Here is a 25,775-nt window from a genome sequence, read left to right as displayed (position 1 = left end):
TTATGAGTCTTTCTATTGGTCAATTATCAAAAAAAGCGGATGTTCCAATTGATACGATCCGTTATTACGAAAAAGTAGGTGTACTTGATCGTATCCAACGTTCAGAAAATAATTATCGTATTTACACCGAGCAGACCCTCAACGACCTATTGTTTATTAAACATTGCCGCGAATTAGATATTTCACTCAGTGATATTAAAACTTTAAAAGAAATGAAAGCTGAGCCTAAACAGGCATGTACAAAAATTGATAATTTAGTAGATAAATACTTAAATGAAGTAACTGAAAAAATTGAAAGATTATTACTTTTAAAAGAATCTTTAATTGATTTAAAACAGCACTGCTCTACCAATCGAACAGTGGATGAGTGTGGAATTTTAAAAGAACTGCAAAGCTCGCCTTAAACCTATTTTGATAAATTCATACAAATAAAAAAGCACCACTCATGTGATGCTTTTTTAAGATTAATGGTCGCTATGTTCATCAGGAGGAACTTCGGTAATTCTACCACCTCGAGCTAAAAATGCGGCAACTTCATCTTCCAACGCTTGGCGCTGTTTCTGTTTAGCAGTTACAGTCAGCGTTTCTGCTTCGGCAAGGTCAGTATCACTCAAACTGCCTGCTTCTTCATCAGCTGCACCGCTTTCGGCTGCTTTCGCTTCATCTTCATCTACAGCAGAATCTTCTGCATCTTCATAATCATTGATATCTGACATTTCACACTCCCCAGAATGATTTTATTGCATCATTGCTATGGTCCCAAGACCTCAGAAATTTAGCAATCTCTTTGCATTTAGCAAAGAGCCAATTTGGTCAATTCCGTATCTTTTATGACCAAATTGGTAATGATATATAAATGATTGTTCAAAAAATATCTACTGGTATTTAATTCACTCAGTAGAGTATAGACCCAGTAAATATTTTAATGCTTATAACGGGTACTTTGTAAAGCCCCTAAACCATTTGCTTGTTGCATAAATCGGTCTTTTAAAACCGGAGTCAGCTCAACTTGCTTAAGCCCCATATTGCGAGCCCACACGACTGGAAATAGCTCACTACTTTCAAGCCAACCAATTGCCGACATGCTATGCATCATTGCATCATTCTGACCTTTACGGCGATGTTCATAGCGCAATAAAGTTTGCTCATGTGCCCATACACCACGGTTTAAATCGTGAAGCAATACATCACACAGTACTGCGGCATCAAGACAGCCAATATTTACCCCTTGCCCAGCAAGTGGATGAATCACATGTGCTGCATCACCAATCAAAGCTAAACCTGCTTTTACATATTGTTTAGCAGCGCGAGCTTTGAGCGGAAATTGTGCTCTTGAACGAACTTCTAACACCTCACCCAACATGTGTTGGCTTTCTTGAGTTAAAAGCTGCATAAAGGCGGTATCGTTTAAAGCTGAATATTCATCGGCATAATCATCTGGTAGTGTCCAGACAATGGATTGCCAATATCCATTTTCATTTTCTTCAAGACTTGCCATTGGTAAATATGCCAAAGGGCCTGTAGGTAAGAAAATTTGGCGGGCAACATAATGATGAGGCTTTGCTGTTCTGATTGCACAGCTAATGGCTGCTTGTTTGTAATCTAGTACGTCGAGGTCAATAAAAGCCTGTTCACGTACAAAGGAATTCGCCCCATCTGCACCAATAAGCAGTTTAGTTTTAAGTGTCGTGCCATCTGCTAATTGAATATGCCAACATCCAACACCCTGCTCAATACGTGTAACACGAACTTGAGTACGGTAATCTGTAAGCTGCTGCAACATTTTTTGCTGAATAGCAACGTTCAGTACACTGGGTTCCACCATAGAACCTAAGGCTTGCTCAGCTAAAGGCTGACGTGCAGAGTCTTGACCAAAATTAATTTCACCGTAGCCATTAAGATTCCAGACCTGCATGCCTGTATAAGGCATTTGGCGTGCGAGATCATCCCAAACATTTACCGTTTTAAGCAAATGAATGGTCGCTTGGCTAAGCGCTAAAACACGTGGATTCATCACGCTTAATGTTTTCTCAACATCAAGCACAGGAGCCGCATCAAGCACTGTGGGTTGTACCCCGCCTTGCGCAAGTAATAAAGCAGTTAAACCACCAACCAATCCACCACCAACAATGACGACATCGAACACTTCACTCATGCTTTTAACCCCATTGCATAGTTAGCCACCAATGGTTTTACACCCGGAATGACATCAAACACAATTAATCCCGTATTACGAATTAATTTTAATAATGGATTTTGGTTACTAAAACCACGAACTACAGTGTCACAGAACTTAATCACACGCTGCTGATCTGATAAACGAGCCTGTTCATAGGCAAGTAAGTTATCAGGGTTACCCAAATCATCAGAAGTGCTTAACTGGTTCACTAAATAACGCACTAAAACATCGGCATCACGTAGGCATAAATTAAAACCTTGCCCTGCAACCGGATGAATTGTATGCGCTGCATTACCCATTAAAATAACGCGACCAACAGCTTGTTTATGTGCAAGCACTTGTGAAAGCGGATAACTAAAACGTTTACCCGTTTTTTCAAATTTACCCGCTCGGTCACCGTAAGTTTGTTGTAAAGCACTTAAGAAATGCTGGTCATTTTCATCGCCCAACCATTCATTTTCAGTGCCTTTTTTCACAGGCCATACCACTGAGCGGCGGTACTCACCCGGTAAAGGTAATAAGGCTAAAGGACCTAATGCGCTAAACCGTTCAAAACCTACCTGTTCATGCGGTTTTGATGTCTGAACCGTAGTCACAATTGCAACCTGATCATAGTCGTGAACATCCACACCCACGCCAATTGCCTGACGACAAAAAGAATCACGTCCATCAGCCGCAATTAATAATTTTGACTCAAGTTTTAAAGTTTCCTCACCACGCAAAGCTTCAATATGTACTTGTTCGGCATCTTGAGTTAAAGCGGTAACCTGTACACCATCAATGAGTTCAATCAAAGGTTGCTGACGCACTTGAGTTAGCAACACACGACCAAGCCAAGCATTTTCAATTACCTGACCAAAGCTTTCGACTTTCTCTTGTTCTGCAATTAAACGTGCTTTACCAAAACTGCCTTGCTCAGTAATGTGGACTTGCAAAATTGGGGTCGCATGTTGCTGTAATGCATCCCATAACCCTAGCTTCTGATAAATCTGTACGCTACGACGCGATAAAGCCGTATTACGCGCATCAAAACTCGAATGGTAAGGAGCAACATTTTGATCATCATAGTTTGGGTATTTCACAGCTTCTAATAGCTTTACCGCAATATTAGCCTTCGCGAGCATGAGTGAAAGGCTCAAACCCACCATTCCCCCACCTACAATAATCACTTGTTGTTGCATCGAGTTTTGCTCCTTTGGCGAATACGTTTAATTATGCTTTAGCTTGCGCCATTAAATGTTCAATATCTGCAATATCTTTAACCACATTAGCAGTTAAAACTCGTGGTCCTTTCGAGGTTGCGACCACATCATCTTCAATACGAATACCAATACCACGCCATTTTTCATCTACAGTTTCATCATCTGGTGCGATGTATAAACCAGGTTCAACTGTAATGACCATACCCTCTTCATATTGACGCCAGTCTTCACCTTTTTTGTAAGACCCGACATCGTGTACATCCATGCCTAGCCAATGACCTGTGCCGTGCATATAAAACTGACGATATGCTTCGGTTTCAATGAGTTCGTTAACATCACCTTTGAGCAAACCTAAATTAACTAGACCTTCAGTTAAAATTTTAACTGCTATTTCATGAGGTTCACGGTATGAATTACCAATACGAACTGCGTCAATCGCTGCATATTGGGCAGCCAATACAACTTCATATAATGCTTTTTGCTCAGCATTAAATTTACCATTGACCGGAAAAGTACGAGTTATATCCGAAGCATAGAATTCATATTCACATGCAGCATCAATTAAGACTAAATCACCATCTTTGAGTGGCTTGTTATTTTCAACATAATGTAAAACACAAGCATTAGCTCCACCGCCTACAATACTGTTATAAGACGGAACACAGCCATTTTTCCCAAAAATATAATTGAGTTCAGCTTCAAGAGCATATTCCATCATTTCTGGGTGCACCGTTTGCATCGCACGCGTATGTGCTTCAGCACTAATATTTGCAGCAATTTGCATTAGCTCAAGTTCTTGTGGTGACTTAACTAAACGCATTTCATCAACAATACGGTCGAGCTGTAGCAATTGAGCGGGAGCGTTTTCATGTCGGTGCTCGGCATCTGCTTTTTTAATCCACTGGCTCACTCGCGCGTCAAACTCAGCATCGTGCCCAATCCGATAATAAAGACGCTCTTTATTTAATAATTTTTCAATAATTTCTTCATCAAGCAAATCAATTACATATGCTTCATCAGCATCATAGTCTTCAACTGCACCATCAACTCCAGCACGGAAACCATTCCAGATTTCCATCTCGCGATTACGTTCACGGCAAAAAAGACTATAGCTATATTCTTCATCGTCGAAGGTTTCAATGACAGCAACTGCCTCAGGCTCAGCAAAGCCCGTCAAATAGAAAAAACTACTATCGGCACGGAATTTATAATCCGCATCACGATTACGGTACATTTCCTCACGCGTTGCAATAATTGCAATGCTGTTTGGACCCATTTTTTCTGCCAGACGGTCTCTACGATGTCGAAAATCAGCTTGAGGCAATTTCATAATGATCTACTTGATTTAGAATTTTAAAGTCAAAAAATAAAATACAACCAATAACACATTGCCTCAATTAGCTTGGGCGATGTGGAGTAAACATTTCTACAATATTTTGTTCTGTGTCTAACGCAGCAGATTTACTTTTTGCATGAAATTTTTTCAATAAAGAACTTTCAGCTACAGTAATTTTTTTTCTGCCAATAGACAAACTTACAGGGATTAAGCGTACAAATTCATATAACTCTTCGTAGCTGCTTTCACCTTCTTCATCATTGTCAGAGTCTTCAAATTCGACTGCTGCAATATCTTGAAGGTTCTCAATCAACTCAAGTTCATCTGGACGAATATGACCCGATGCCAATCCAAAACCTAATACAACACCTGCACACCAATCTGATAAAGCTTGTACACGCTCTTGAAGTAGATGGTCATCGTCAGGAAGCATAGGTAAATAATCTAATTCATCTTCAGATAGTGCATGAATAACATCTTCTGCTTCATCAGTTAAAAGCGTTAAAGCATCTTCACTTAACTCTGGCACATTAAGGGTTGTTAAAATTTGTGACCATTGTTCACGCGTTGGCGCTTCTGTCACACAAACAATACCTGTTAATAGACCATGTAACTCACTAGGGCTTGAAATTTCTTCAATTCCTTCAAAATGAGCGTTCCAATCTGTCCAGCCTGAAATATCGTCTTGCATTCGTTTATCCAATCTCTATACTTTGTATATATTACCTTTGATTGCAATTCTGTGCGACCTCGTTATGTTAGAACAATTACAGCGGCTACAAGCGCATATTAGCGTATTAAAAACACGCTTACATCATTTAGAGAGTGAACATGCGGCACTCTCGGAAGCTAAAGAACTGGCTGAAACAGAGCATCACGCACAAGTTGTGCAAAAAAATAGTATTATCACTAAAAAACAAGAGGAAATTGAGTCGGTAACTGAGCAACTATCTCAGTTAAAAGGTCAATTTCAACAGTTGAATCAGGATGCTAACACACTTGCGGAACGTTATAGCCGATTAGAAAAAAGTACGACTGATTTAAAAAATCGTTTTCAAGAAATTCTTGCCGAGCGCAATGAATTACGTGTTGCAAAAGAAAAGTTACAAGCCCACCAGCGTCAAACCCAACAAGAGCTTCATGATTTACAACAAGATCGTGATCGTTTGTTACAAAAAAATGAGCTTGCTAAATCAAAAGTTGAAGCGATTATTCAACGTTTAGGAATTTTAGGCACTGCTCAAGATCAGCATGCTCAAGAAATTCAGCAGCTTGCCCATCCTAATGCTGAAACTGGTGAGGAGACACAATCATGAGTGAACAAGTCATGGTAGAGCTTAGGCTGATTGAGCAGACCTTTAGACTCGCGACTACTTTAGACAAAAAAGATGAACTTGAACGTGCAGCAGAACTTCTCAATGAGAAATTTAATGAGATGCGTCGTAGTGCTCCACGTGTTGAGCACAACAAACTGGTCATTATGGTTGCTCTACAATTGACTCAAGAAGTACTGAGCCTTAATAAATCTTTGCAAGAATACACTCACTGTGAACGTTTACTGCAAACGATATTGGATGATGTTGAACAAATTGTTTAAATAAATTATCCATACAAAAACGCCTTGCTCTATGAATAATAGTTGCAAGGCGTTTTTTATTGGCACTATTAAGCGTAATTGAAATTACTTTATGCTTGTTAATGTACAAAGCTTCATCAAACGCAAACTAAGTTTACAGTTCCAGAGGTTTAGGTGATTGCCAACATGGTCAGATCGGTTATACTTAAATTGTCTCTGGGATGTTCGCCAGCGGGTCTATTCCCCTGCCGATACTTAAACTTATGGATGTGTTCTGTATATTTAGAGTGTATGCCTACCTTCGTGTAGGAAACCCAGCAAGTATACGTCGCGTCCACCTTGAACTCATCGGGTTCAGGGTAACGACACATGCAGCGGCATCTTCGGAGCATTTATTTTTAACTTTAAGAAAAATTCAAAATATTTATTTTAATTTAGCTTTCCATACAGACCTTTCAGTCTAAAATTTTCTTTTTAAACATTAAATTGCAGCTTAGCTGATTAATCTACTTCGCCTTCTCTAATATTATTTTTTATTTCTATTCAGACACTCTTCATACCAGCCTGCTTGAAAATCTTCTATTGCCTTTCTTTTAAAGAAACTGGTTCTAAATATTTTGGCAGAGTAAGCCGAGTTAATTAAATCTTGGTAAAGTTGTTTGGCTTCTGGGTCTTCAAGACCATTCGCTATCTGTTGCAAGTCTTGAGATGGAACTTTTTGTTGACGTGCTTCCATGACAGTATAAGCGACTTTTTTTACTACATTACAAATATCAGGATCACTTAACTTGTCGTCGGCATGACATCCTAAAGCTAAAAAACTAAGAAAAAATAATTTAAACTTCATGATCCTACCTTATTTTTATAGTTTGAAATTTATAACAAAATTTAATTATAAAAAAAGAAATAGAAGATTTCTTACTATTTCTTTTTAAAAGATCACGCTGGATTAATCACGTAAAAATAAATAATAAGCCCAGCTAAAACAGTTGAAGCAATCGTTAAGTATGTACCAACCGTATTAAAACTCTGTAAGAATTTCAAGATTTCCATATCTAGAACCCCCTAAATTAGCAACTATAAAGACAAAATGAAATTTACCACAACTCAATAATGCCAATCAATTCACACTTATCGGATTTTTTGAGAGTTAAAACATCAATTAATTATTGATTACACCGAATCGCAAAGGCATCTTTGTAGTAATCAGTTGCACTCTTCAAATCTGACAATAATTTTTCTTCGGTATAAGGTTTAGGTGAAATTTTAATTAATGCAGGCATATATTGGGTCTTATAAACCTCAGGATAGTCATGGCACAAGATTTTGACTTTAACTTCTTGTGGTGTATTCGGATTATCCAGTTGATCTAAAAACTCTCCAATTTTACGGTCAGACTCTTCGAATTGAGCTTTATAGTCAACTTCAGCAGCTTCAGGTTCTGTTTGTTTTGTACACCCGCCTAGCATCAATACGGCGCTTATTGTAATGGTTAAAATTTTTAACTTCATAGGCTTAACAATTTCACATTCATCCTTTTAAATATTCTTATCTGATTAAATGTAAATAAATACTGGTAATACGTAAAGAAATAGAATTTTTTATCGCTAAAGAACATACCTCGCATCAAGTAAATTTAAAGTTATTTCTTAATTAGTTCTCTATTTCCATAAATCTTAAGAAAAATAGGTATAATTTTGCTCGACTGATCTCAAATCTTTGTTAGATTTACGCATGAATGAACTTAGTTTTATTAGAAAAAATTTAAGATCTAAAAGACGCTTTTTGTCCCCATTGGAGCAAAAAAAAGCTCAGCTTAATGTTCTCCATCATTTAAACAGTCTTGCTATTTTTCATTCATCAAAAAAAATTGGTTTATATTTACATGCCTTTGGAGAGGTTCATACAGACCTTCTCATAAAGTTATGTCTTCAAAAAAATAAACAAGTTTATTTACCTATGATTTGCTCTATGAATCAACGTTTAGTTTGGGTAAAGATATCTAGAAACCAATATTTAAATCGACGTTTTTCTCATCATCCATTGGGTATGAAAGAACCTATGGCAACAAGAGGAAAACATGTATCAAAACTTGATTTAGTGTTAATGCCACTTTTAGCTTGTGATCGATACGGTACGCGTATTGGTATGGGAGGCGGCTATTATGACCGTACATTGGCAACTGCAAAACACAGGCCTTATCGTTTGGGTGTGGCCCATCAATTTCAATTTATTGAGCATACTTTAAAACGTCAAAGTTGGGATCAACCCTTAGATGCTTTACTCACCCCTCAACATATTTATTATTTCAAAAGATAATCTTTATATAAAAACAATTTCAATTCAACAGCTTAAAATCATCCTTTACTTTTCATGCCTCTAAAATCATAAAAGTAACCACCCTAAGGATGGTTACTTTTAAGTGACAGACCGCTTTACTAGGTTATATTAACACGCCTATTTAATGTTCAATATCGAATAAGTTTTGCATTATTGTTAACAATACATTGCTTATAAATGGCACAAGAAACTGATTACTTTCCATCCAAACGGTTTTTTTGTTATATGAATATTTCATAATTATTAAGCTAAATTACTTATCCTTGCTACAAAATTTTATTCTTCTTAAGAATTAATTCATTGATTCATAATATTTTTAAAAAAAGTTGACTAAATTAGTCATTTTTTCCACATTTTCTATTGAAAGGCCCTTGTAATTTTCAAAATACACATCACTATAAAAACATGGCAACCTCGTTGTCACTCATTAGGAGTGCCCATGTCTGAACTTATTATGAATGAAAAAACTGACTTAGAGCCTCAGGTTCCAAGTGTATTACCACTTTTAGCGTTACGTGATGTAGTGGTCTACCCACACATGCAAATTGCGTTATTCGTGGGTCGTGAAAAATCGATCAATGCAGTTGATGTGGCTCGTAACAGTGACAATTTAGTATTTGTAGTTGCGCAAAAAGATTCGCTTACAGAAGATATTGATCACGATAACCTTTATCAGTACGGAACTGTCGCTAAGATTGTTCAGGTCGTAAATCATGAGAATGATGAAAACTGTATCAAAGTACTGATTGAAGGGTTACAGCGCTCTAAGCTTGAAAAAATTATCGATGAAGATAGTCATTTGACTGCTGAGCATAGCTTAAGTCCAATGACAATTAACGTAGATAAAGCTACTCAAGAGACTCGTTTACAAGAGTTGCGTAATTTATTTGCTCAATATGCTGAAGCAAAATTACGTAATGCACGTGAACTGGTTGCAGCTGCTAATAAAATTGAAGACTTGCTACAGCTTATGTTCTTCGTGGCAACACGTGTACCTCTAAATATTGAAATTAAACAGAAGTTTTTAGAGCACGATGAATTTGAAGCACATTTGCAAGAGCTTATGAGCTACTTGGTAAATCAATCTGCCGAACAGCAAATTGAACAAACTTTGCATGACAGCGTAAAACGCCAAATGGAAAAAAACCAACGTGAATACTTTCTAAATGAAAAAATGAAAGTCATTCAACGTGAACTTTCTGACATGAATGGTGGTGCTGAAGATGACGTTGCTGAAATAGAAAAACGTCTTACTGAAGCTGATTTACCTGAACATGTACGTAAAAAAGCTGAAGCTGAGTTCCGTAAGCTTAAAGCAATGCAACCTGCATCTAGTGAAGCGGCTGTTGTACGTAACTATCTAGAAGTAATTTTAGATACGCCGTGGAATAAGGCGAGCAAAGTCAGCATTAACCTTGCGAAAGCTCAAGAGATTCTTGATACCGATCACTACGGCTTAGATGACGTTAAAGATCGTATTGTTGAATACCTAGCGGTTCAGTCTCGTGTTAAAAAACTCAAAGGCCCGATCCTATGTTTAGTAGGCCCTCCTGGTGTAGGTAAAACTTCGCTTGGTGAATCAGTTGCGAAAGCAACAGGTCGTGAGTTTGTTCGTATGGCACTCGGTGGCGTACGTGATGAAGCTGAAATTCGTGGTCACCGTCGTACTTATATTGGTGCGATGCCAGGTAAAATCGTGCAGTCTTTAACAAAAGTTGGCGTGAAGAACCCACTGTTCTTACTCGACGAAATTGACAAGATGGCACAAGACTACCGTGGTGATCCTGCTTCTGCATTGCTTGAAGTATTAGATCCATCACAAAACAGTAAGTTCAACGATCACTATTTAGATCTTGATCTTGACCTATCTGAAGTGATGTTCATCTGTACTGCAAACAGCATGAATATTCCTGAGGCATTGCTTGACCGTATGGAAGTTATTCGTCTACCGGGTTATACCGAAGATGAAAAAGTTAACATTGCTGAACGTTACCTTGTTCCAAAAGCGATTAAGAACAATGGTCTGCGTGCAAAAGAGTTAACAATTCATGAAGAAGCGATTCGTGATATTGTTCAGCGCTATACACGTGAAGCTGGTGTACGTAGTTTAGAACGTGAAGTGTCTAAAATTGCGCGTAAAGTGGTAAAAGAAGCAGTAAGTAAAAAGTCTAAAAACTTACAACTTGATGTGACTTCTGCCAATCTTCCAGAATACTTAGGTCCACACAAGTTTGACTTTGGTATCGCAGAAGATGAAGCGCAAGTAGGCCGCGTAAATGGTCTAGCTTGGACATCTGTAGGTGGTGAGTTACTTACCATTGAAGTTGCAGCTGTCAAAGGTAAAGGTAAATTCATTACAACCGGTTCACTTGGTGATGTAATGAAAGAATCTATTACTACAGCAATGACTTTAGTACGCACGCGTGCCGATGAACTAGGTATTGAAGCTTCTCGTTTTGAAGAAACTGATGTACACGTTCACTTACCAGAAGGTGCAACACCAAAAGATGGTCCATCTGCTGGTTTAGCATTAACAACTGCGCTTGTATCAGCATTTACAGGTATTGCGATTCGTCCTGATATTGCAATGACTGGTGAAACAAGCTTAGGTGGTCGTGCAATGCGTATTGGTGGCTTAAAAGAAAAACTTCTTGCAGCACACCGTGGTGGAATTAAACTTGTATTTATTCCACAAGATAACGTTCGTGATTTGGCAGAAATTCCAGCCAATGTTAAAGAAGGTTTAGAAATCAAAGCTGTGAAAAGTATTGATGACATCTTACCTTTAGCATTAGTTTCGATGCCAAAGCCTTTACCTAAAACACCGATTGTAAAACCGGTGGAAGGTTCAAAAGCAGCACGTCACTAATTAAAATATGAAAAAAGAGAGCTTCGGCTCTCTTTTTTTTGTTACACAATTTGATTGAAAAATATCCAACCATCCTCATAATAGGTATTAAGAGTATTTAATTAAATTAAGTATTCTTCGTTATCTATTATTTTATAGATAGCCTTGTTTTATTCTCTATGATCATCTGAACTCCAGACAGATGATCATTTGATCGCAGTCCAACACCGTTTTTTGGACTGCGTTTTTTATGCCTATTTTACTACCACGAACTTATCTCTTCCTCAGGTATAATGCGCCAGCTGTTTTAAATGAATAGACAATATGAAAATTCGTATTCTGACCATTGGTCAAAAAATGCCTGCTTGGGTTCTCACTGGTTTTGAAGATTACTTCAAACGTATTCAACCTTTTGTTCAAACTCAAGTCATTGAACTTCCTATGGCCAAACGTGGTAAGAATGATTCAGAAGCGGATATTTTAAAATATTGTCAAATTGAAGGTGAAAGCATTTTGAATGCTTTAAAACCCAATGAAACTTTAATTGCTCTAGAGGTTGGTGGCCGAGAACTCAGCACAGAGAAACTGGCTGACACCATGAAACAGTGGATGCTTGAAGGCAATGATGTAGCACTTGCTATTGGTGGACCAGACGGTTTATCAGATCAAGTACGTAAAGCTGCCGCATGGCATTGGTCACTTTCAAAACTCACAATGCCCCATCCTTTGGTACGCGTGTTATTAATTGAGCAACTATATCGGGCAATGACTATTAATCATAATCATCCTTATCACCGTGCATAAAAACAACAACCGTTTCATTTTAGGAACAATCCGTTGAAATCAGGATACTTTTAACATGTCCTGATTTTGGCATAATAACTATTATTCTGTTTTTTAACTCAGGTGTAATGCAATGGAACTACAAACCCTTCCCGGACTGTTTATTTCACATGGTTCACCCATGCTTGCACTTGATCCAGAACAAGTAGGCCCCGCTCTACACCGCTTAGGAGCAAATCTTCCCGTACCAAAGGCAATCATTGTGATGTCGGCGCATTGGGAAAGTAAAGCACTTGAAGTGAGTATTTCGACTCGTCCTGAAACATGGCATGACTTCCGCGGCTTTCCTAAAGAGTTATATGAAATTCGCTACAGCGCACCTGGGCAACCAGAACTTGCTGAAGAAATCTTAAAATTACTGGCAGATGCTCATTTAGTTGCACATGCGAATAGTACGCGCCCTCGTGACCATGGCGTATGGATGCCTCTATTGCATATGTATCCTGATGCTGACATTCCTGTGGTCGAGATTTCTTTGCCAACCAATTTAAGCGCACAAGAAATTTATCGCATAGGACAAACACTCGCGCCTTTACGTGACAAACAGATTTTACTGATTGGTTCAGGCAGTATCACTCATAATCTTGCAGAGCTATCTTGGCAAGGAGACAACTCTAAAGTTCCAGAATGGGCCTCAACTTTTAGAAATGCTGTGGTGAATAAACTTACCCATCAAGATTATGATGGTGTACTAGACTGGCAATCGTTGCCGTTTGTAAAACGTAATCATCCGACCCTTGAACATTTTGCCCCGTTGTTTTTTGCTATGGGTACAGGCAATCGTTTTACGATTGTTCACAGCAGCTTCACAATGGGCTCGCTAGGCATGGATATCTATCGTTTTGATTAATTATTAGCAAATACCCCGTTTTGCGGGGTATACCATCATTCTTGTTGAAAATTAGAATAACTTACAAACTTATACATTTTAAAAACCGAAACAATCAAATGTTTACATTTTCTTTTTTTAAGAATGTTTTAAGCTTATTGCTGTTGTTTTTTTACTTGAAGTTTTTTTAAATGAAAATTAAATATTTAATTCTTGCGTTATTACCTTTTTCTTTGATGGCGTGTCAAACAGTTACCCATACTCCTGCTCCAATTGTATCTGAGCAACAACAAAACCTTGCAGCCACTTTAGGTGAATATGCTTGGACTTATCAAAATGTAAAAGCTTCTAAACCACTTATCCTTAACTTTAATGCAGATGGCAAATTAGCAATCAATACAGGTTGTAATGGCCAAGGCGGTACTTGGAAAGTTGAAGGTAACCAACTTGTTACCTCTAATCTTGTTTCAACAATGATGGCTTGCCAAGATGATTTAATGAAACAAGAACAACTTTCTAATAGCATCTTTAGTGACGCAAAATTACCAATCGAAATTAGCAACAATAATGGTCAGGTGATTTTAAGCGTGACAGACAAAACTGGTCAAAAGCATATTTTCCAAGGTCAAAAAGCAGTGAATACTCAAGCTTTAACAGACTACTCTTGGTCTTATCAGCCTGAAAATACAAAAAAACCTATCGTTCTTAACTTTACCAACGACCGTTTATCGATCGCAACGGGTTGTAACCGCCAAGGAACAACTTGGAAAGTTGAAAACAACACCATCGTAACTGCTGATGTAATGTCAACAATGATGGCGTGTGAACCTGCTTTAATGAAACAGGAACAATTTTCTAGCAGCCTTTTCCAAAAACGTGCGGTTCCGTTTGAACTCAATACCACAAACGTTGATCAACCAACACTAACGGTATCTGATGCTCAAGGTCAAAAATATACCTTTACTGGTAAAATGACACCTGAAGCAAAATATCAATCTGAAGGAAAAACTGTTTTCCTAGAAGTTGCTCCACAAACTAAATCATGTACTGGTGTTGCACCACAAACTTGTATGCAAGTTCGTGAAATTAAATATGATGACAAAGGCGTTAAAACTTACGCTGACAAAAACTGGTCATTATATTATGGCCAAATTGAAGGTTTTGAGCACAATCCAGATCAACGCGTAATTTTACGTGTAAAACGTTTTGAAGTGAAAAACCCAGCAGCAGACCAATCTAGTCAAGCTGATGTATTAGATATGGTTGTTGAGCAAGAATTAGTTAAAAAACCTAAAAAATAAGTTTTTAGACTAAAAAAATCCGATGCTTTTGCATCGGATTTTTTATTTCTATTTTTAGAAAATACCTTGAGCAAGCATTGCATCAGCTACTTTTACAAAACCTGCAATATTGGCACCATCAACATAGTTAACAGTACCATCTTCTTTAGTACCATATCTTACACAATTGGCATGAATGTCTTTCATAATTGCATGTAAACGTTCATCGACCTCAGCATGTGTCCAGCTTAAACGAATTGCATTTTGAGACATTTCTAAACCAGATGTTGCTACCCCACCCGCATTAGATGCTTTTCCTGGCGCATACAAAATTTTAGCTTCGATGAAGTGTTCAACTGCTTCAAGTGTAGATGGCATATTAGCGCCTTCAGCCACACAAATTACGCCATTTGCAATAAGCTTTTTAGCATCTTCACCTGTTAATTCATTTTGCGTAGCACATGGTAAAGCAATATCGACAGGAATATGCCAAGGTGTTTTTCCTTCAAAATATTCAAAACCATGTTTAGAAGCAAACTCGGAAATACGACCACGTTTAACGTTTTTCAGCTCCATGACTTCAACAAGCAACTCATCTGTAAAACCGTTTTTTACATAAACTGTGCCGTTAGAGTCAGACAAAGTAACAACTTTTGCCCCTAAGAACATGGCCTTCTCTGCTGCATATTGTGCAACGTTACCAGAGCCAGATACTGAAACAGTTTTACCAGCAAAAGATTGTCCACGTGCTTTGAGCATTTCCTCTGCAAAATAAACTGTACCATAGCCAGTTGCTTCAGGACGCATTAAGCTACCACCAAATGAAATTCCCTTACCAGTAAAGACACAAGCGGTGTCATTACTCAGCTTTTTCATCATGCCTGCCATATAACCGACTTCACGCGCACCCACACCAATATCTCCCGCAGGAATATCAGTATTTGGTCCTAAATGGCGATAAAGCTCAATGATTAATGCCTGACAGAATCGCATAATTTCAGCATCAGATTTACCTTTAGGATCGAAATCTGAACCACCTTTTCCCCCACCCATTGGTAAAGTAGTAAGTGAGTTTTTAAAAGTCTGCTCAAAACCTAAAAATTTTAAAATTGATAGATTGACCGATGGGTGGAAACGCATTCCCCCTTTGAATGGACCAATTGCTGAATTGTATTGAACACGGAAAGCTCGGTTAACTTGAGTCTGACCTTGATCATCCATCCATGAAACACGAAATTGAATCACACGCTCAGGTTCAACTAAGCGTTCTAACAAACCCTGCTCTGCATATTCCGGATTTTTTTCAATAAATGGCCACAAACTTGTCATTACTTCTTCGACAGCTTGTAAGAACTCAGGTTGATGCGGATCACGCGCTTGCACGTAATTCAGGAATTCATTCAGGTTGTTATATTTCAATGCACGGTCCTCAGCATAGTAATGAATTAAATTGGTGCAATACATTATTAAATGCATCATTTAGCAGCAAAATATTAAATCCCTTTCCATCAATTTTAACAATAGTTATTTTAAATTATTTTATTCACCTTAATTATCAAAAACTTATTTTTAGAAAAACTACTTAAAAATAAGAAATAGTCATTTAACTTTTCATTTTTATTGATCTATTATTGTGCAGAATTAGCGACATTTTAGGTCAATTAAAAACCCGATAAATTCGTTAAAATCCATTGACCTTACTTAGGTTTTTCTTCATTATCGCATCGTTTTAACCAAGCTATTTGCCCACTATGAATTCATCTATTTCTCTCATACGCGAGATTGATGCGTTATTACCACAAACACAATGTGGTCTATGTAGACATCGTGATGGATGTCTACCCTACGCAAAGTCGATTGCTGAAGGTGAAGAAGCAAATAAATGTGTTCCAGGTGGACAACCTGTTGCTGATGCACTCGCAAACCTATTAAATCGCTCTCCATTACCTGCTGAAAGAAGCGTATGGCCTGTACAAACAGATGGCCGACCGCAGCGCATGAAAGCAATTATTCGTGAAGATGAATGTATTGGCTGCACCAAATGTATTAGTGCTTGTCCTGTAGATGCTATTATTGGCAGTGGTAAGCTCATGCATACCATCTTGACTGACTTATGTACAGGTTGTGAGTTATGCATTCCACCATGTCCCATAGATTGCATTGATTTGGTTGAAGACACGCAAGCTTTACCAAATGAACAACAACGTACTGCAGAGCAAAATGATTTAAGACAACGTTATTACGCTCACATTCAGCGTGAAGAAAAGCGTCGCAGTCACCGTAAAGGGCCTGTAGTACGTGCTGAAATTGATACTCAACTGTTTGCGCAGTTTTCTCAGGCACTTGATGAATTACCTTCAATTGAACTCATTGAGAAACCTAAAGAGACTGTGCCAACTGATGCTAAAACTACAATTGAGTTAGCTAAAATTCGTACACAAATTAAGAAACTGGAAAAACAGTTAGGTGTACGTGAAGATGCTAAAAAACGTCTTCAACTCGAAGAACTACAACAGCAACTCATGCAATTACAGGAGGTCTGAATGGCTGTCAAAAATATGACGAAAAAGCAGATTCAAATTTTCTTTGAACGCCTTCGCGAACAACGGCCCTCTCCTCAAACCGAGTTAAAATACTCATCTTCTTTTGAGTTACTCATTGCAGTTATGTTGTCAGCTCAAGCGACCGACGTGAGTGTGAATAAAGCAACTGATAAACTTTACCCTGTGGCTAATACAGCCGAGAAAATCTATAACTTGGGCGTAGATGGGTTAAAGGAATATATCAAGACAATTGGCCTTTACAACGCTAAAGCAGAAAATGTCATTAAGACCTGTAAGATTTTAATGGAACAATTTAACGGCGAAGTTCCAAGCAATAGAAAAGACTTAGAAGCTTTACCGGGTGTGGGGCGTAAAACCGCAAATGTTGTTTTAAATACAGCTTTTGGACAACCGACTATGGCTGTCGATACCCATATTTTCCGAGTGGGAAATCGAACTGGTTTAGCCGTAGGTAAAAATGTACTTGAAGTTGAGCACCGCTTAATTAAGGTTATTCCTAAAGAATTTATTTTAGATTCGCATCACTGGCTCATATTACACGGTCGTTATTGTTGTATTGCCCGTAAACCTAAATGTTCAGAGTGTGTCGTTTCCGATGTATGTAACTGGCCAGACCGCTTTGAATTTGGTGCTATAAAAACGATTCCAACAAAAAACCTCAGTTAATCCTGAGGTTTCTTAATCTGCTGTAATTTCGGATGTAGTTGACGTTCTCGTCCATTCTTTTTATTTTCCAAAGCCTGTTGTTTCTGCACATGACGTAGCATTTTTTGACTTTGATATAGTAAAAATAACAATAGTGCCAGACTTAGCAATACCACCAAAATCAATATGATTTTCATATTGTTCTCCTGCACTGAATGAAAGAAAAGAGCCCTCACAAAGAGGGCTCATTATCACAAACAATATTAAATTATTTGTCTAAGATGTTGAACAAATCTTTTTGTACATCTTCAATTGTACGCAAGCCATCAAGCTTGTCATATGTTGGTGCATTCTCACCAGATGCAGCACGGCTTTGATAGAATCCAACCAATTGCTCAGTTTCAGTATGATAAGAAGCTAAACGTTTACGGATTGTTTCTTCTTGGTCATCTGGACGTTGAACAAGATCTTCACCAGTTTCATCATCTTTACCTTCCACTTTAGGTGGATTGTAAACTGTATGATAAACACGGCCAGAAGCTGGATGCTGACGACGACCAGAAAGACGTTGTACGATTTCTTCGTCAGGAACATCAATTTCAATCACGTGATCAATGTTAATCCCTTCTTTTTCCAAAGCTTCAGCTTGTGGAATAGTACGTGGGAAACCATCGAAAATGCAGCCATTTACACAATCAGGCTGAGCAATACGTTCTTTTACTAAACCGATAATAAGTTCATCTGAAACCAATCCACCAGATTCCATTACACTTTTAGCTTTTAGACCTAATTCAGTACCTTCACGAATTGCAGCACGGAGCATATCACCGGTTGAAATTTGTGGGACATTGTAGCGCTTACAGATCAACTGAGCCTGAGTCCCTTTGCCTGCTCCAGGTGGTCCGAGTAAAATAATGCGCATAAAAAACATCCTCATTTAAAACAATGAATATGAAGTCCGGCAGAAAAAGTCTCGTTAATCTTCAATAGATCCTGCCCGACGTCGAATTATAAGAAAGCCACAAACAAATGTATTGTACCAGCAATAAATCCGGTTACCCCACCTAGTACAATAAGAATCCACTCATCCTCCTGAAATGCAGGACGCAATAAATTCTGAAACTCTTTTGGTGTCAGTTCGCGAATACGCTCTTTAAACATTTGAAAAATCTTCTGTGCCCGGCTTGCGTTCAGCGCTGGGTCACATACGGGTCCCATCGTAATTTCAATTGATCGATCAATCAAGTCCGTCTTTAATCTTGCGTACTCTCTTGGCCCTAAAGAAAGCTGTAAAGATGTACGAACTAACGGTGTTTCCATAATTTCGTTAATATGACGCTTCACAATGCGGCGGGTCTTATCTTTACGCGGCCCATACATCATTTCGGTCATAATCGATTTTAACGTAATTAAATCTTCTGTTACTACGCTTGAAAACACGTCAGAGACTTCCTCTTGACGCTTCATGAAAGCACCTTGGAAATTATAAGTCCCAATCCGAAGAACGGGTACAATCCAAGGGAACTTACGATCTTTTGTTAATCTAAAAATCTGTGGGTAACGAATATAATGTGGTTCAATCGGATTAAATACCATCCAGATCGCAATCCAGTTCGTTAAAAAACCCCAAATTGAAGCCCAAAACGGTACAGTCCAGTGCCAAGGTACGACAAACCAAACAATCATTTGGAAAATACCAAAGAACATTCCAATTAAAGCACTAATATGCCAAATAAAGTTGATTTCTTTTTGCCCAACTTTTAAGAACATACGTACCATTAAACGGCGGTCACCTTCCATTTGGCTCACTACCATTTCACGCATATTAACCAGCGACTCGACGTTCATGGTCAGCTCAGTCACTAATTCTCTTAACACGCCTGGTAATTGTTTATGTGCCTGTGCATAAATACGGCGTTTAATTGAATAAGGTAAATTTTCCCAAAGAACAGCATTACGATCGATCATGACTTCATCAATCAGATGTTCAAGTTCAAATCCAACCTGCTCACCAATAATGCGTGCCATATCTTCAGGGTCCATTGCCTCTAAAAATTCACGCAATGAACCTAACTTAGATAATGTATTGTCGGTAATAATACCCGAGATACGTCCAGCTTTACGTGGCACAATACCTTGCCAACCTACTGGTAATGGACCTAAATGGAATCCCCAAAATTTAATTGGGTAAAACACCATTTTTAAAGCCATCCAAACGTGTGCCCATGTAACAAAGGCAGTGACTGGAATGATACTCAAAACGGCCCAAAAATCAGGTCTGTGTAAAAAGGTCTGCCACAATCCGCTGACGTACTCTAACATGTAAGACTCTCGTATTTATTTGTGCTCTGCTTATGGCGAGTTAACGATAAACTGCTTTGTTTTATAAACCAAAACTTAGAGAATAAGAAAATTGAATCTGTGGTTTAGTATCCGCAGCAACTGCTCCGTTCTGGTCAGTTAGTTTTTCCGCCGCGCCAATACCCACACTAAAAGTACTAATTCTTTCTGAATTCAACAATACATAGGCCAAATCGACGCCAGCGCCTAAACGGGATTTATAATCACCATCGACCTCTTTACTATCGAGATGCCCAGCATAAAAACCAATATAGTAACCATTTTTATCTGTGCCGGTAAGATAGTAAGGATATCTAAACCCAACTTGGCCACCAGCAGTTTTATCACCATTCAAAAATGCGCCAACTTTGGCATAGGCAATCCCATAAGGATTTACCCATTCGCCGTTTAAATGTAATAGTTTTTGTGTAAAACCGGCACCCACATTCCACGTAGATGCAGTATGTCCTGTTAATTTTGCTTCTGGAAGAAACGAATAGTCTTGAGCATGAGCCCAACTACTTACCGTCAGAACAGCAAGTAAGGGATAAATTTTTCTCATTATTTTCTCCATTTTCCCTAATCGTATGGTGAGAACAACCCTATTCTATTGAATGAGAGACTTTAACAGAATTATTTTGCTTCTTATATACAAGTATCTACAATTTTGTTGTCTGCAAAGTCAAAACGTATCTTATCGAAATGCACGGAAACTTTGAAAATTATGCAATATTTTAAGCGCTCTTGCGTTAGAATAAGCAGCTATTTTTCTACCCTATGTCATTAAGTCGATCCTTATGAAGCAGCACTTTCCTTTAAAAGATATCCAGCAAGAAAAGCGCATTTATCGAGGACGAATCTTTTTTGCCGTAGGCCTTGTTATCGTTTGCTTATTAGTTCTGATTAGCCGATACGCTTATCTGCAAATTTTTCACTATGACGAATTTTCTACAGCATCTGATAAAAACCGAATTCGCTTACAGCCACTTCCACCTGCTCGTGGTTATATCTATGATCGAAATGGTGTATTACTAGCAGATAATTATCCTGTTTTTACAGCAACTTTAAGTAAAACCGATGTAGAAGATGTGGATGGTGTTGTTGAGCAGCTACAGCCTATTTTAGACCTCACGCAAGAAGATATTGACCGTTTCAAAAGTCGTATAAAAACTGCTCGAAAAACTGAACGTGTCGCAATTAAACTTAATCTAACTGAAGCCAATATTGCCAAGTTTAGTGAAGCCAAATATAAATTTCCCGGCGTAAGAATCGAAACACAAATGACTCGTTACTATCCACACGGTGAGTTATTTGCTCATGTGATTGGTTATGTAGGGCGTATTAACGATAAAGAATTAAAAAGTATTGATAAAGATTTATATGCTGGGACCAATCTAATTGGAAAGATTGGCGTTGAGAAAAGCTATGAAGATTTGCTACACGGAACACCGGGTTATGAATCTGTTGAAGCAGATGCTCACAGTAACATATTGCGCCATTTAGGCCGTAAAGACCCTACTCGCGGCAATGACCTCTATTTATCTTTAGACTATGGTTTACAGGTTGTTGCATCTCAACAGCTCGCAGGCCGTCGTGGCGCAATTGTTGCTATCGACCCTCGTACTGGCGAAATTCTGGCTTTAGTATCTAGCCCAAGTTTCAACCCTAATTTATTTGTGACGGGTATTAACCATAAAGATTATAGTTCCTTACGGGATAATTTAGATCAACCGCTTTATAACCGTGCGGTACAAGGTGCATATCCTCCAGGTTCTACCATTAAACCAATGGAAGCGATGGGTGGTTTACACTACGGCATTGTAAACTGGTCAACAGCCATTTCTGACCCAGGCTATTTCCACTTACCTGGCGATTCGCATAAGTTCCGCGACTGGAAAAAAACCGGTCATGGAATCGTAAACATGCATAAAGCCATCATTATGTCATGTGACACCTATTTTTATATTCTTGCCCATCAAATGGGTATTGATCAAATGAACCAATGGATGCGTCAATTTGGGTTCGGTCAAAAAACAGGTGTCGATCTACCAAGTGAAAGTGAAGGTCTTTACCCAAATCCTGAATGGAAAATGCGTACTCGCAAAGCCAAATGGATGAAAGGTGAAACGATTTCTGTGAGTATTGGTCAAGGTGCATTTACAGCTACACCTTTACAACTAGCTATGGCGACTGCAATTACAGCCAATCATGGTTCTCATGTCACCCCTCATGTTTTACGTGCAACGCATGGTGCAAAACCATTTACTGTACGTAATGCACCTGATGGCAAAATCAACTTCAACGGAACAGATGAAGACTGGATTCAAATGCGCGATGCCATGATTGATGTAATTCAATCAGGTACTGGTCGAGGCATTCGTACACCTCTCTATCAAATTGCAGGAAAGACAGGAACTGCGCAGGTTAAAAGTATTGCACAGGGTAAACGCTACAATGAAGCAGCCCTGAGCGAACGCCAACTTGACCATGGTTTATTCGTTGGATTTGCACCAGCTGATAAGCCAGAAATTGCGATTGCCGTGATTTGGGAAAATGGTCGTCATGGTGGTTCTGCTGCTCAACTTGCAAGACCTATTTTTGATTACTGGTTATTAACTCGTAAGAAAAACCCAGTTCGACCAGCAAACCATCAAGTCAATGGTGGACTAATGACTGCTGGAATTAAGCCAGGTGAGCTATCAAGTGGCGGCGAAGTTGCGAGCTCTACTCCAGCAGCATCAGCTACTTCAACTGCAGCCTCAACACCACAGGCTACACCAGCTCGCCCTGCAACCAATGAGGTCGATGAATAATGAAGAATCAATTACGCATTATTGGTGGCGAATGGAAAAGACGAGTACTTCCCTTCGCTAGCATTGAGGGCTTACGCCCAACTCCAGACAGAGTCCGCGAAACTCTATTTAACTGGCTCATGTGGGACATTCAAAATGCGCATGTCCTCGATGTTTGCACAGGCTCTGGCGCATTAGGTTTTGAAGCGTTGTCACGTGGTGCTGCGTCAGTTTATATGATTGAACCAGACAAAACTCAGGCACGTTTTTTAAAAGATAATGTTGAGCTATTAAAAGCCCCAAATTGTCATTTAATCAATGCGACTGCTCAGCAAGCTTTACCCCGTTTAAAAGAACAATTCGATGTTGTGTTTTTAGACCCACCTTATAGTCTAGATTTATGGCAAGAACTTTCAAACTTGGCTGAACCCCATATTAAAAAGAATGGGTATATTTATGTTGAAGCTGATCGAGATTTATCTCAACTTCTCCTCCCTTCAACATGGCAACAAGTTAAAACAACGAAAGCTGGTACCGTTCACGCAGGGCTTTATCAAAAAGTAGCTGAATAAAAAAGGTAGCCTAATGCTACCTTTTACTTTCGAAATGATGACTAACTTAATCCAATCACTGCAACAACTGCTGCACAGGCGCCAACAATTTTTTTGCCATATGGTACATATCGTGTAAGCGCAGCACCCAATGCCAATCCACCACAATAAATTAAAACCATAGCTGAAACCATACCCATTACTAATGCAACGACATGGCCTGAATGTGCTAATTCAACACCATGCGCTACGCCATGAAAGCTCGCAAGTAATGCCGCAGCGATAGGTAAAATCCGATTTGATTTTGTCCATAGTGCAATTGCTGTAACAACTAAAGAAGCAACAATTCCATATTCAGCAACATTTACAGGGACTAAGCCTTGAGCACCGATTAAAAAGCCAGTAATTAGAGTAACACTCAAAGTCATGACACCTGCAATTTGCCATTGCTTAGCTGCTGACCAGAGTAGAACACCAAAAGCCAAAGCCATGATTAAATGATCTAAACCAGTAAAGGGATGAATAAAACCCGCTATAAAACCAGAATGTTCATGGTCATGTCCTGGGTGTGCCATTGCAAGTGCCGGCAATAATGCAAGGAGCCCTATGCCCCATTTTTTAATGAAGTTCATAATCTCTCCTTAAGCTTTAAACAGCCCTTGCTTCTCAATAAATTGAATGATTTCTTCAAGACCATCTTGGGTTTTCATATTTGAAAATAAGAATGGCTTTTCTCCACGCATGCGTTTCGCATCTTGATCCATCACATCAAGATTTGCACCGACCATTGGCGCAAGGTCAGTTTTATTAATAATCAGTAAATCTGATTTGGTAATACCCGGCCCACCTTTACGAGGAATCTTTTCTCCGCCTGCCACATCAATCACATATAGAGTTAAATCAGAAAGCTCAGGACTAAATGTTGCAGCTAAATTATCGCCACCGCTTTCAATGATAATAAGCTCCAAGCCTTCAAACTTTTCACACAAATCATCAATTGCAGCCAAGTTAATTGAAGCATCTTCACGAATTGCTGTATGAGGGCAGCCACCTGTTTCTACACCCACAATACGATCTGGCGACATCGCTTCGTTACGGGTTAAAAAGTTTGAATCTTCTTTGGTGTAAATATCATTTGTCACCACAGCCATGTTGTATTTATTACGTAAGGCTAAACATAAATTAAGTGTAAGCGCAGTTTTACCCGAACCTACTGGTCCGCCAATTCCAACTCGTAATGGACTACGTTCTGTCATGATTTTTATCCTTCTTTCCTAAACTTAAGATCTGAATAACCGTGAATATTGTGTTTCGTGTTTCATACTCAGCATTGCATAACGGGGTAAAGCACTACTCAATTGCTCATCAACAAGTTGCAAAGCTTTTTCCACAGCTTGAGGCACTAAACCATGTAAGTGCCATAAAATTCTTTGTCCAGCCATTTGCCCTAAAGGAACAGTTTTTACTGCTGCTAAAACCTGATTTTCTAAAACGGTAAAGGTATAAGCTGTAAGCACGTCAATGTCAGCAAGCCCAAGTCGACCACAGAGCTGTGCATAGACAGGCACAAAACCAAACTGCTTTTTAACTTCAACAGGTTTTTTTAAAACATCTCTAATCCACGCATTCAAAGAAAATGCCAGCTGTTGAGACTCTGCCAAAAGCTCTTTAGTTTCACGACTTGCCTTATATAAATTTGCCCAAACCAGAAACTGATCTTGGTCATCATGATGTTGCATGAGACGTTTTAATACTGGTAGCTCAAACCGTACCAACAGCATTTCCAGCACTTCTTCAAAATAAGCAATTGCCGAGGTTTCATCGTGTATTAAGCCAATATCGATGGCTGTTTCTACACCTTGTGAATAACAATATGCTCCAACTGGCAGTGCTGTAGAAGACAATGTCAGCAATTGAAGTAATTGTGCTGCGTTATGAATGGACATGATGCAAAGCTTTGATTGGGCTTAAGCGGTGGTCATGACTATGTTGTGCATAGGCTCCACTTTCAGGCTCAAACGGATGATCAGTTTCTGAAACTGTAAGCCCCAACCCCTCTACCATTTCTGCAAGCACATGATCAGGTTCAAAATATAAAGCTGTAGGCGTCAACATTAATGGCACATGTCTGTTACCTAAGTGATAAGCCGCTTTAAGCAAATCAAAATCACTTGCTGCACTGACTTGCATCAGACGTTCAGGCTTAGCATCTACACGTAGTACATCACCTTGTTGAGTTGCAATATATGAACCACTACGCAAAATGCCAGTACGTGGTAAATCAGCGCCAATATCTACACCACTCGGTAAAGTCGCCCGAAAGCGAGATTTTTGGCGGGTATCAAAAGTCAGTTCAACCGTTTCAAATGCTTGATCAGGAGAAATATGTTCAAGGCGTTGTGTATAGATTTTCATTTAGCTCTTCTCTCCTTATTTATTTCATTCATGTT

At 38.8% G+C, this 25,775-nt stretch carries 29 protein-coding genes and 1 other RNA gene; 13 read left to right on the top strand and 17 right to left on the bottom strand.

Going from position 1 to position 25,775, the window contains the following annotated elements; translation table 11 throughout:
- Positions 1-2 precede the first annotated feature (2 nt).
- Positions 3-404 carry a MerR family transcriptional regulator gene (locus F886_RS07590; RefSeq protein ID WP_005303416.1) on the top strand — a complete coding sequence of 134 codons (402 nt, stop codon included), beginning with the start codon at positions 3-5 and terminating at the stop codon, positions 402-404.
- Between the two features lie 60 nt (positions 405-464).
- Here the strand turns inward: F886_RS07590 and F886_RS07585 are convergent, their stop codons facing one another.
- The 5 genes from F886_RS07585 to F886_RS07565 all read right to left on the bottom strand — a co-directional run bounded on the left by F886_RS07585 (position 465) and on the right by F886_RS07565 (position 5,408).
- A complete protein-coding gene (locus tag F886_RS07585; protein WP_005303414.1) occupies positions 465-716 on the bottom strand; it encodes a hypothetical protein in 252 nt (83 codons plus the stop codon).
- A 206-nt stretch (positions 717-922) separates the two neighbouring features.
- Positions 923-2,155: an FAD-dependent monooxygenase gene (locus tag F886_RS07580; protein WP_005303412.1), complete on the bottom strand. Its 1,233-nt coding sequence runs from the start codon at positions 2,153-2,155 to the stop codon at positions 923-925.
- Complete coding sequence (locus tag F886_RS07575) at positions 2,152-3,360, bottom strand: FAD-dependent monooxygenase (RefSeq protein WP_005303410.1); 1,209 nt, start codon at positions 3,358-3,360, stop codon at positions 2,152-2,154. The genes F886_RS07580 and F886_RS07575 overlap by 4 nt, the downstream gene beginning before the upstream one ends.
- 31 nt (positions 3,361-3,391) lie before the next feature.
- Positions 3,392-4,711 (bottom strand): Xaa-Pro aminopeptidase, encoded by a 1,320-nt coding sequence (gene pepP / locus F886_RS07570; RefSeq protein WP_005303408.1) that lies wholly within the window; start codon positions 4,709-4,711, stop codon positions 3,392-3,394.
- A gap of 67 nt (positions 4,712-4,778) precedes the next feature.
- The gene (locus F886_RS07565; RefSeq protein WP_005303405.1) at positions 4,779-5,408 is read right to left on the bottom strand and encodes a UPF0149 family protein; all 630 of its coding nucleotides are present in this window, start codon (positions 5,406-5,408) and stop codon (positions 4,779-4,781) included.
- 64 nt (positions 5,409-5,472) lie between these two features.
- Between F886_RS07565 and F886_RS07560 the strand changes: the two genes are divergently transcribed.
- The 3 genes from F886_RS07560 (at position 5,473) to ssrS (ending at position 6,687) form a co-directional block, all read left to right on the top strand.
- Positions 5,473-6,033, top strand: a complete 561-nt coding sequence (locus F886_RS07560; RefSeq protein ID WP_003652857.1) for a hypothetical protein — start codon at positions 5,473-5,475, stop codon at positions 6,031-6,033.
- Complete coding sequence (locus tag F886_RS07555; RefSeq protein ID WP_003652859.1) at positions 6,030-6,314, top strand: cell division protein ZapA; 285 nt, start codon at positions 6,030-6,032, stop codon at positions 6,312-6,314. Before F886_RS07560 ends, F886_RS07555 begins: the two co-directional genes overlap by 4 nt.
- 189 nt (positions 6,315-6,503) lie before the next feature.
- A non-coding RNA gene (gene ssrS / locus F886_RS19720) (6S RNA) lies at positions 6,504-6,687 on the top strand.
- A gap of 132 nt (positions 6,688-6,819) precedes the next feature.
- On the opposite strand, the gene F886_RS07550 is transcribed toward ssrS, so the two are convergent.
- The 3 genes from F886_RS07550 to F886_RS07545 all read right to left on the bottom strand — a co-directional run bounded on the left by F886_RS07550 (position 6,820) and on the right by F886_RS07545 (position 7,804).
- Positions 6,820-7,140, bottom strand: coding sequence for a hypothetical protein (locus tag F886_RS07550; RefSeq protein WP_005303403.1), 321 nt, complete (start codon positions 7,138-7,140; stop codon positions 6,820-6,822).
- Positions 7,141-7,232: 92 nt separating this feature from the next.
- A complete protein-coding gene (locus F886_RS19715; RefSeq protein ID WP_004793930.1) occupies positions 7,233-7,346 on the bottom strand; it encodes a hypothetical protein in 114 nt (37 codons plus the stop codon).
- A 113-nt stretch (positions 7,347-7,459) separates the two neighbouring features.
- Complete coding sequence (locus tag F886_RS07545; protein WP_005303401.1) at positions 7,460-7,804, bottom strand: hypothetical protein; 345 nt, start codon at positions 7,802-7,804, stop codon at positions 7,460-7,462.
- Positions 7,805-8,027: 223 nt separating this feature from the next.
- On the opposite strand from F886_RS07545, the gene F886_RS07540 reads away from it, so the two are divergent.
- From F886_RS07540 to F886_RS07520, 5 genes are all read left to right on the top strand, one after another.
- Positions 8,028-8,612: a 5-formyltetrahydrofolate cyclo-ligase gene (locus tag F886_RS07540; RefSeq protein WP_005303399.1), complete on the top strand. Its 585-nt coding sequence runs from the start codon at positions 8,028-8,030 to the stop codon at positions 8,610-8,612.
- 460 nt (positions 8,613-9,072) lie between these two features.
- Positions 9,073-11,502 carry an endopeptidase La gene (gene lon / locus F886_RS07535; RefSeq protein ID WP_005303397.1) on the top strand — a complete coding sequence of 810 codons (2,430 nt, stop codon included), beginning with the start codon at positions 9,073-9,075 and terminating at the stop codon, positions 11,500-11,502.
- A 303-nt stretch (positions 11,503-11,805) separates the two neighbouring features.
- Positions 11,806-12,285, top strand: coding sequence for a 23S rRNA (pseudouridine(1915)-N(3))-methyltransferase RlmH (gene rlmH, locus F886_RS07530; RefSeq protein WP_004793934.1), 480 nt, complete (start codon positions 11,806-11,808; stop codon positions 12,283-12,285).
- A gap of 112 nt (positions 12,286-12,397) precedes the next feature.
- Positions 12,398-13,174 (top strand): DODA-type extradiol aromatic ring-opening family dioxygenase, encoded by a 777-nt coding sequence (locus F886_RS07525; protein WP_005303395.1) that lies wholly within the window; start codon positions 12,398-12,400, stop codon positions 13,172-13,174.
- A gap of 170 nt (positions 13,175-13,344) precedes the next feature.
- Entirely contained in the window at positions 13,345-14,454 is a 1,110-nt protein-coding gene (locus F886_RS07520; RefSeq protein ID WP_005303394.1) for an META and DUF4377 domain-containing protein, read from the top strand.
- Positions 14,455-14,508: 54 nt separating this feature from the next.
- Here the strand turns inward: F886_RS07520 and gdhA are convergent, their stop codons facing one another.
- Positions 14,509-15,912, bottom strand: a complete 1,404-nt coding sequence (gdhA, locus tag F886_RS07515; protein ID WP_081402126.1) for an NADP-specific glutamate dehydrogenase — start codon at positions 15,910-15,912, stop codon at positions 14,509-14,511.
- 272 nt (positions 15,913-16,184) lie between these two features.
- Between gdhA and F886_RS07510 the strand changes: the two genes are divergently transcribed.
- Positions 16,185-16,976, top strand: coding sequence for an RnfABCDGE type electron transport complex subunit B (locus tag F886_RS07510; RefSeq protein ID WP_005303390.1), 792 nt, complete (start codon positions 16,185-16,187; stop codon positions 16,974-16,976).
- Positions 16,977-17,663, top strand: a complete 687-nt coding sequence (nth, locus tag F886_RS07505) for an endonuclease III (protein ID WP_005303389.1) — start codon at positions 16,977-16,979, stop codon at positions 17,661-17,663. It begins immediately after the preceding gene.
- On the opposite strand, the gene F886_RS07500 is transcribed toward nth, so the two are convergent.
- The 4 genes from F886_RS07500 to F886_RS07485 all read right to left on the bottom strand — a co-directional run bounded on the left by F886_RS07500 (position 17,660) and on the right by F886_RS07485 (position 20,544).
- Positions 17,660-17,839: a hypothetical protein gene (locus F886_RS07500; protein WP_004703056.1), complete on the bottom strand. Its 180-nt coding sequence runs from the start codon at positions 17,837-17,839 to the stop codon at positions 17,660-17,662. The genes nth and F886_RS07500 overlap by 4 nt on opposite strands.
- 71 nt (positions 17,840-17,910) lie before the next feature.
- On the bottom strand, positions 17,911-18,564 hold the full coding sequence (adk, locus tag F886_RS07495; RefSeq protein WP_005303386.1) for an adenylate kinase: 654 nt from the start codon (positions 18,562-18,564) through the stop codon (positions 17,911-17,913).
- 86 nt (positions 18,565-18,650) lie between these two features.
- Positions 18,651-19,964 (bottom strand): DUF445 domain-containing protein, encoded by a 1,314-nt coding sequence (locus tag F886_RS07490; protein WP_004793941.1) that lies wholly within the window; start codon positions 19,962-19,964, stop codon positions 18,651-18,653.
- Positions 19,965-20,025: 61 nt separating this feature from the next.
- Entirely contained in the window at positions 20,026-20,544 is a 519-nt protein-coding gene (locus F886_RS07485) for a hypothetical protein (RefSeq protein WP_005303385.1), read from the bottom strand.
- A 235-nt stretch (positions 20,545-20,779) separates the two neighbouring features.
- On the opposite strand from F886_RS07485, the gene mrdA reads away from it, so the two are divergent.
- The gene (gene mrdA / locus F886_RS07480) at positions 20,780-22,795 is read left to right on the top strand and encodes a penicillin-binding protein 2 (protein ID WP_005303382.1); all 2,016 of its coding nucleotides are present in this window, start codon (positions 20,780-20,782) and stop codon (positions 22,793-22,795) included.
- Positions 22,795-23,346, top strand: a complete 552-nt coding sequence (gene rsmD, locus F886_RS07475; protein ID WP_005303380.1) for a 16S rRNA (guanine(966)-N(2))-methyltransferase RsmD — start codon at positions 22,795-22,797, stop codon at positions 23,344-23,346. Before mrdA ends, rsmD begins: the two co-directional genes overlap by 1 nt.
- A 41-nt stretch (positions 23,347-23,387) precedes the next feature.
- On the opposite strand, the gene F886_RS07470 is transcribed toward rsmD, so the two are convergent.
- From F886_RS07470 to ureE, 4 genes are read right to left on the bottom strand one after another with little or no spacing between them, the layout of a single operon-like run.
- The gene (locus F886_RS07470; RefSeq protein ID WP_005303378.1) at positions 23,388-23,957 is read right to left on the bottom strand and encodes a HupE/UreJ family protein; all 570 of its coding nucleotides are present in this window, start codon (positions 23,955-23,957) and stop codon (positions 23,388-23,390) included.
- A gap of 9 nt (positions 23,958-23,966) precedes the next feature.
- Positions 23,967-24,581 carry an urease accessory protein UreG gene (gene ureG / locus F886_RS07465; protein WP_002117800.1) on the bottom strand — a complete coding sequence of 205 codons (615 nt, stop codon included), beginning with the start codon at positions 24,579-24,581 and terminating at the stop codon, positions 23,967-23,969.
- A gap of 24 nt (positions 24,582-24,605) precedes the next feature.
- Entirely contained in the window at positions 24,606-25,271 is a 666-nt protein-coding gene (locus tag F886_RS07460) for an urease accessory protein UreF (protein WP_005303376.1), read from the bottom strand.
- Positions 25,258-25,740, bottom strand: a complete 483-nt coding sequence (gene ureE, locus F886_RS07455) for an urease accessory protein UreE (protein ID WP_005303375.1) — start codon at positions 25,738-25,740, stop codon at positions 25,258-25,260. The genes F886_RS07460 and ureE overlap by 14 nt, the downstream gene beginning before the upstream one ends.
- Between the last annotated feature and the right edge of the window lie 35 nt (positions 25,741-25,775).

The sequence above is a fragment of the Acinetobacter sp. NIPH 542 genome, from assembly GCF_000369825.1.
Classification (GTDB): domain Bacteria; phylum Pseudomonadota; class Gammaproteobacteria; order Pseudomonadales; family Moraxellaceae; genus Acinetobacter; species Acinetobacter oleivorans.
This window is presented reverse-complemented; position numbering and strand designations above follow the sequence as displayed.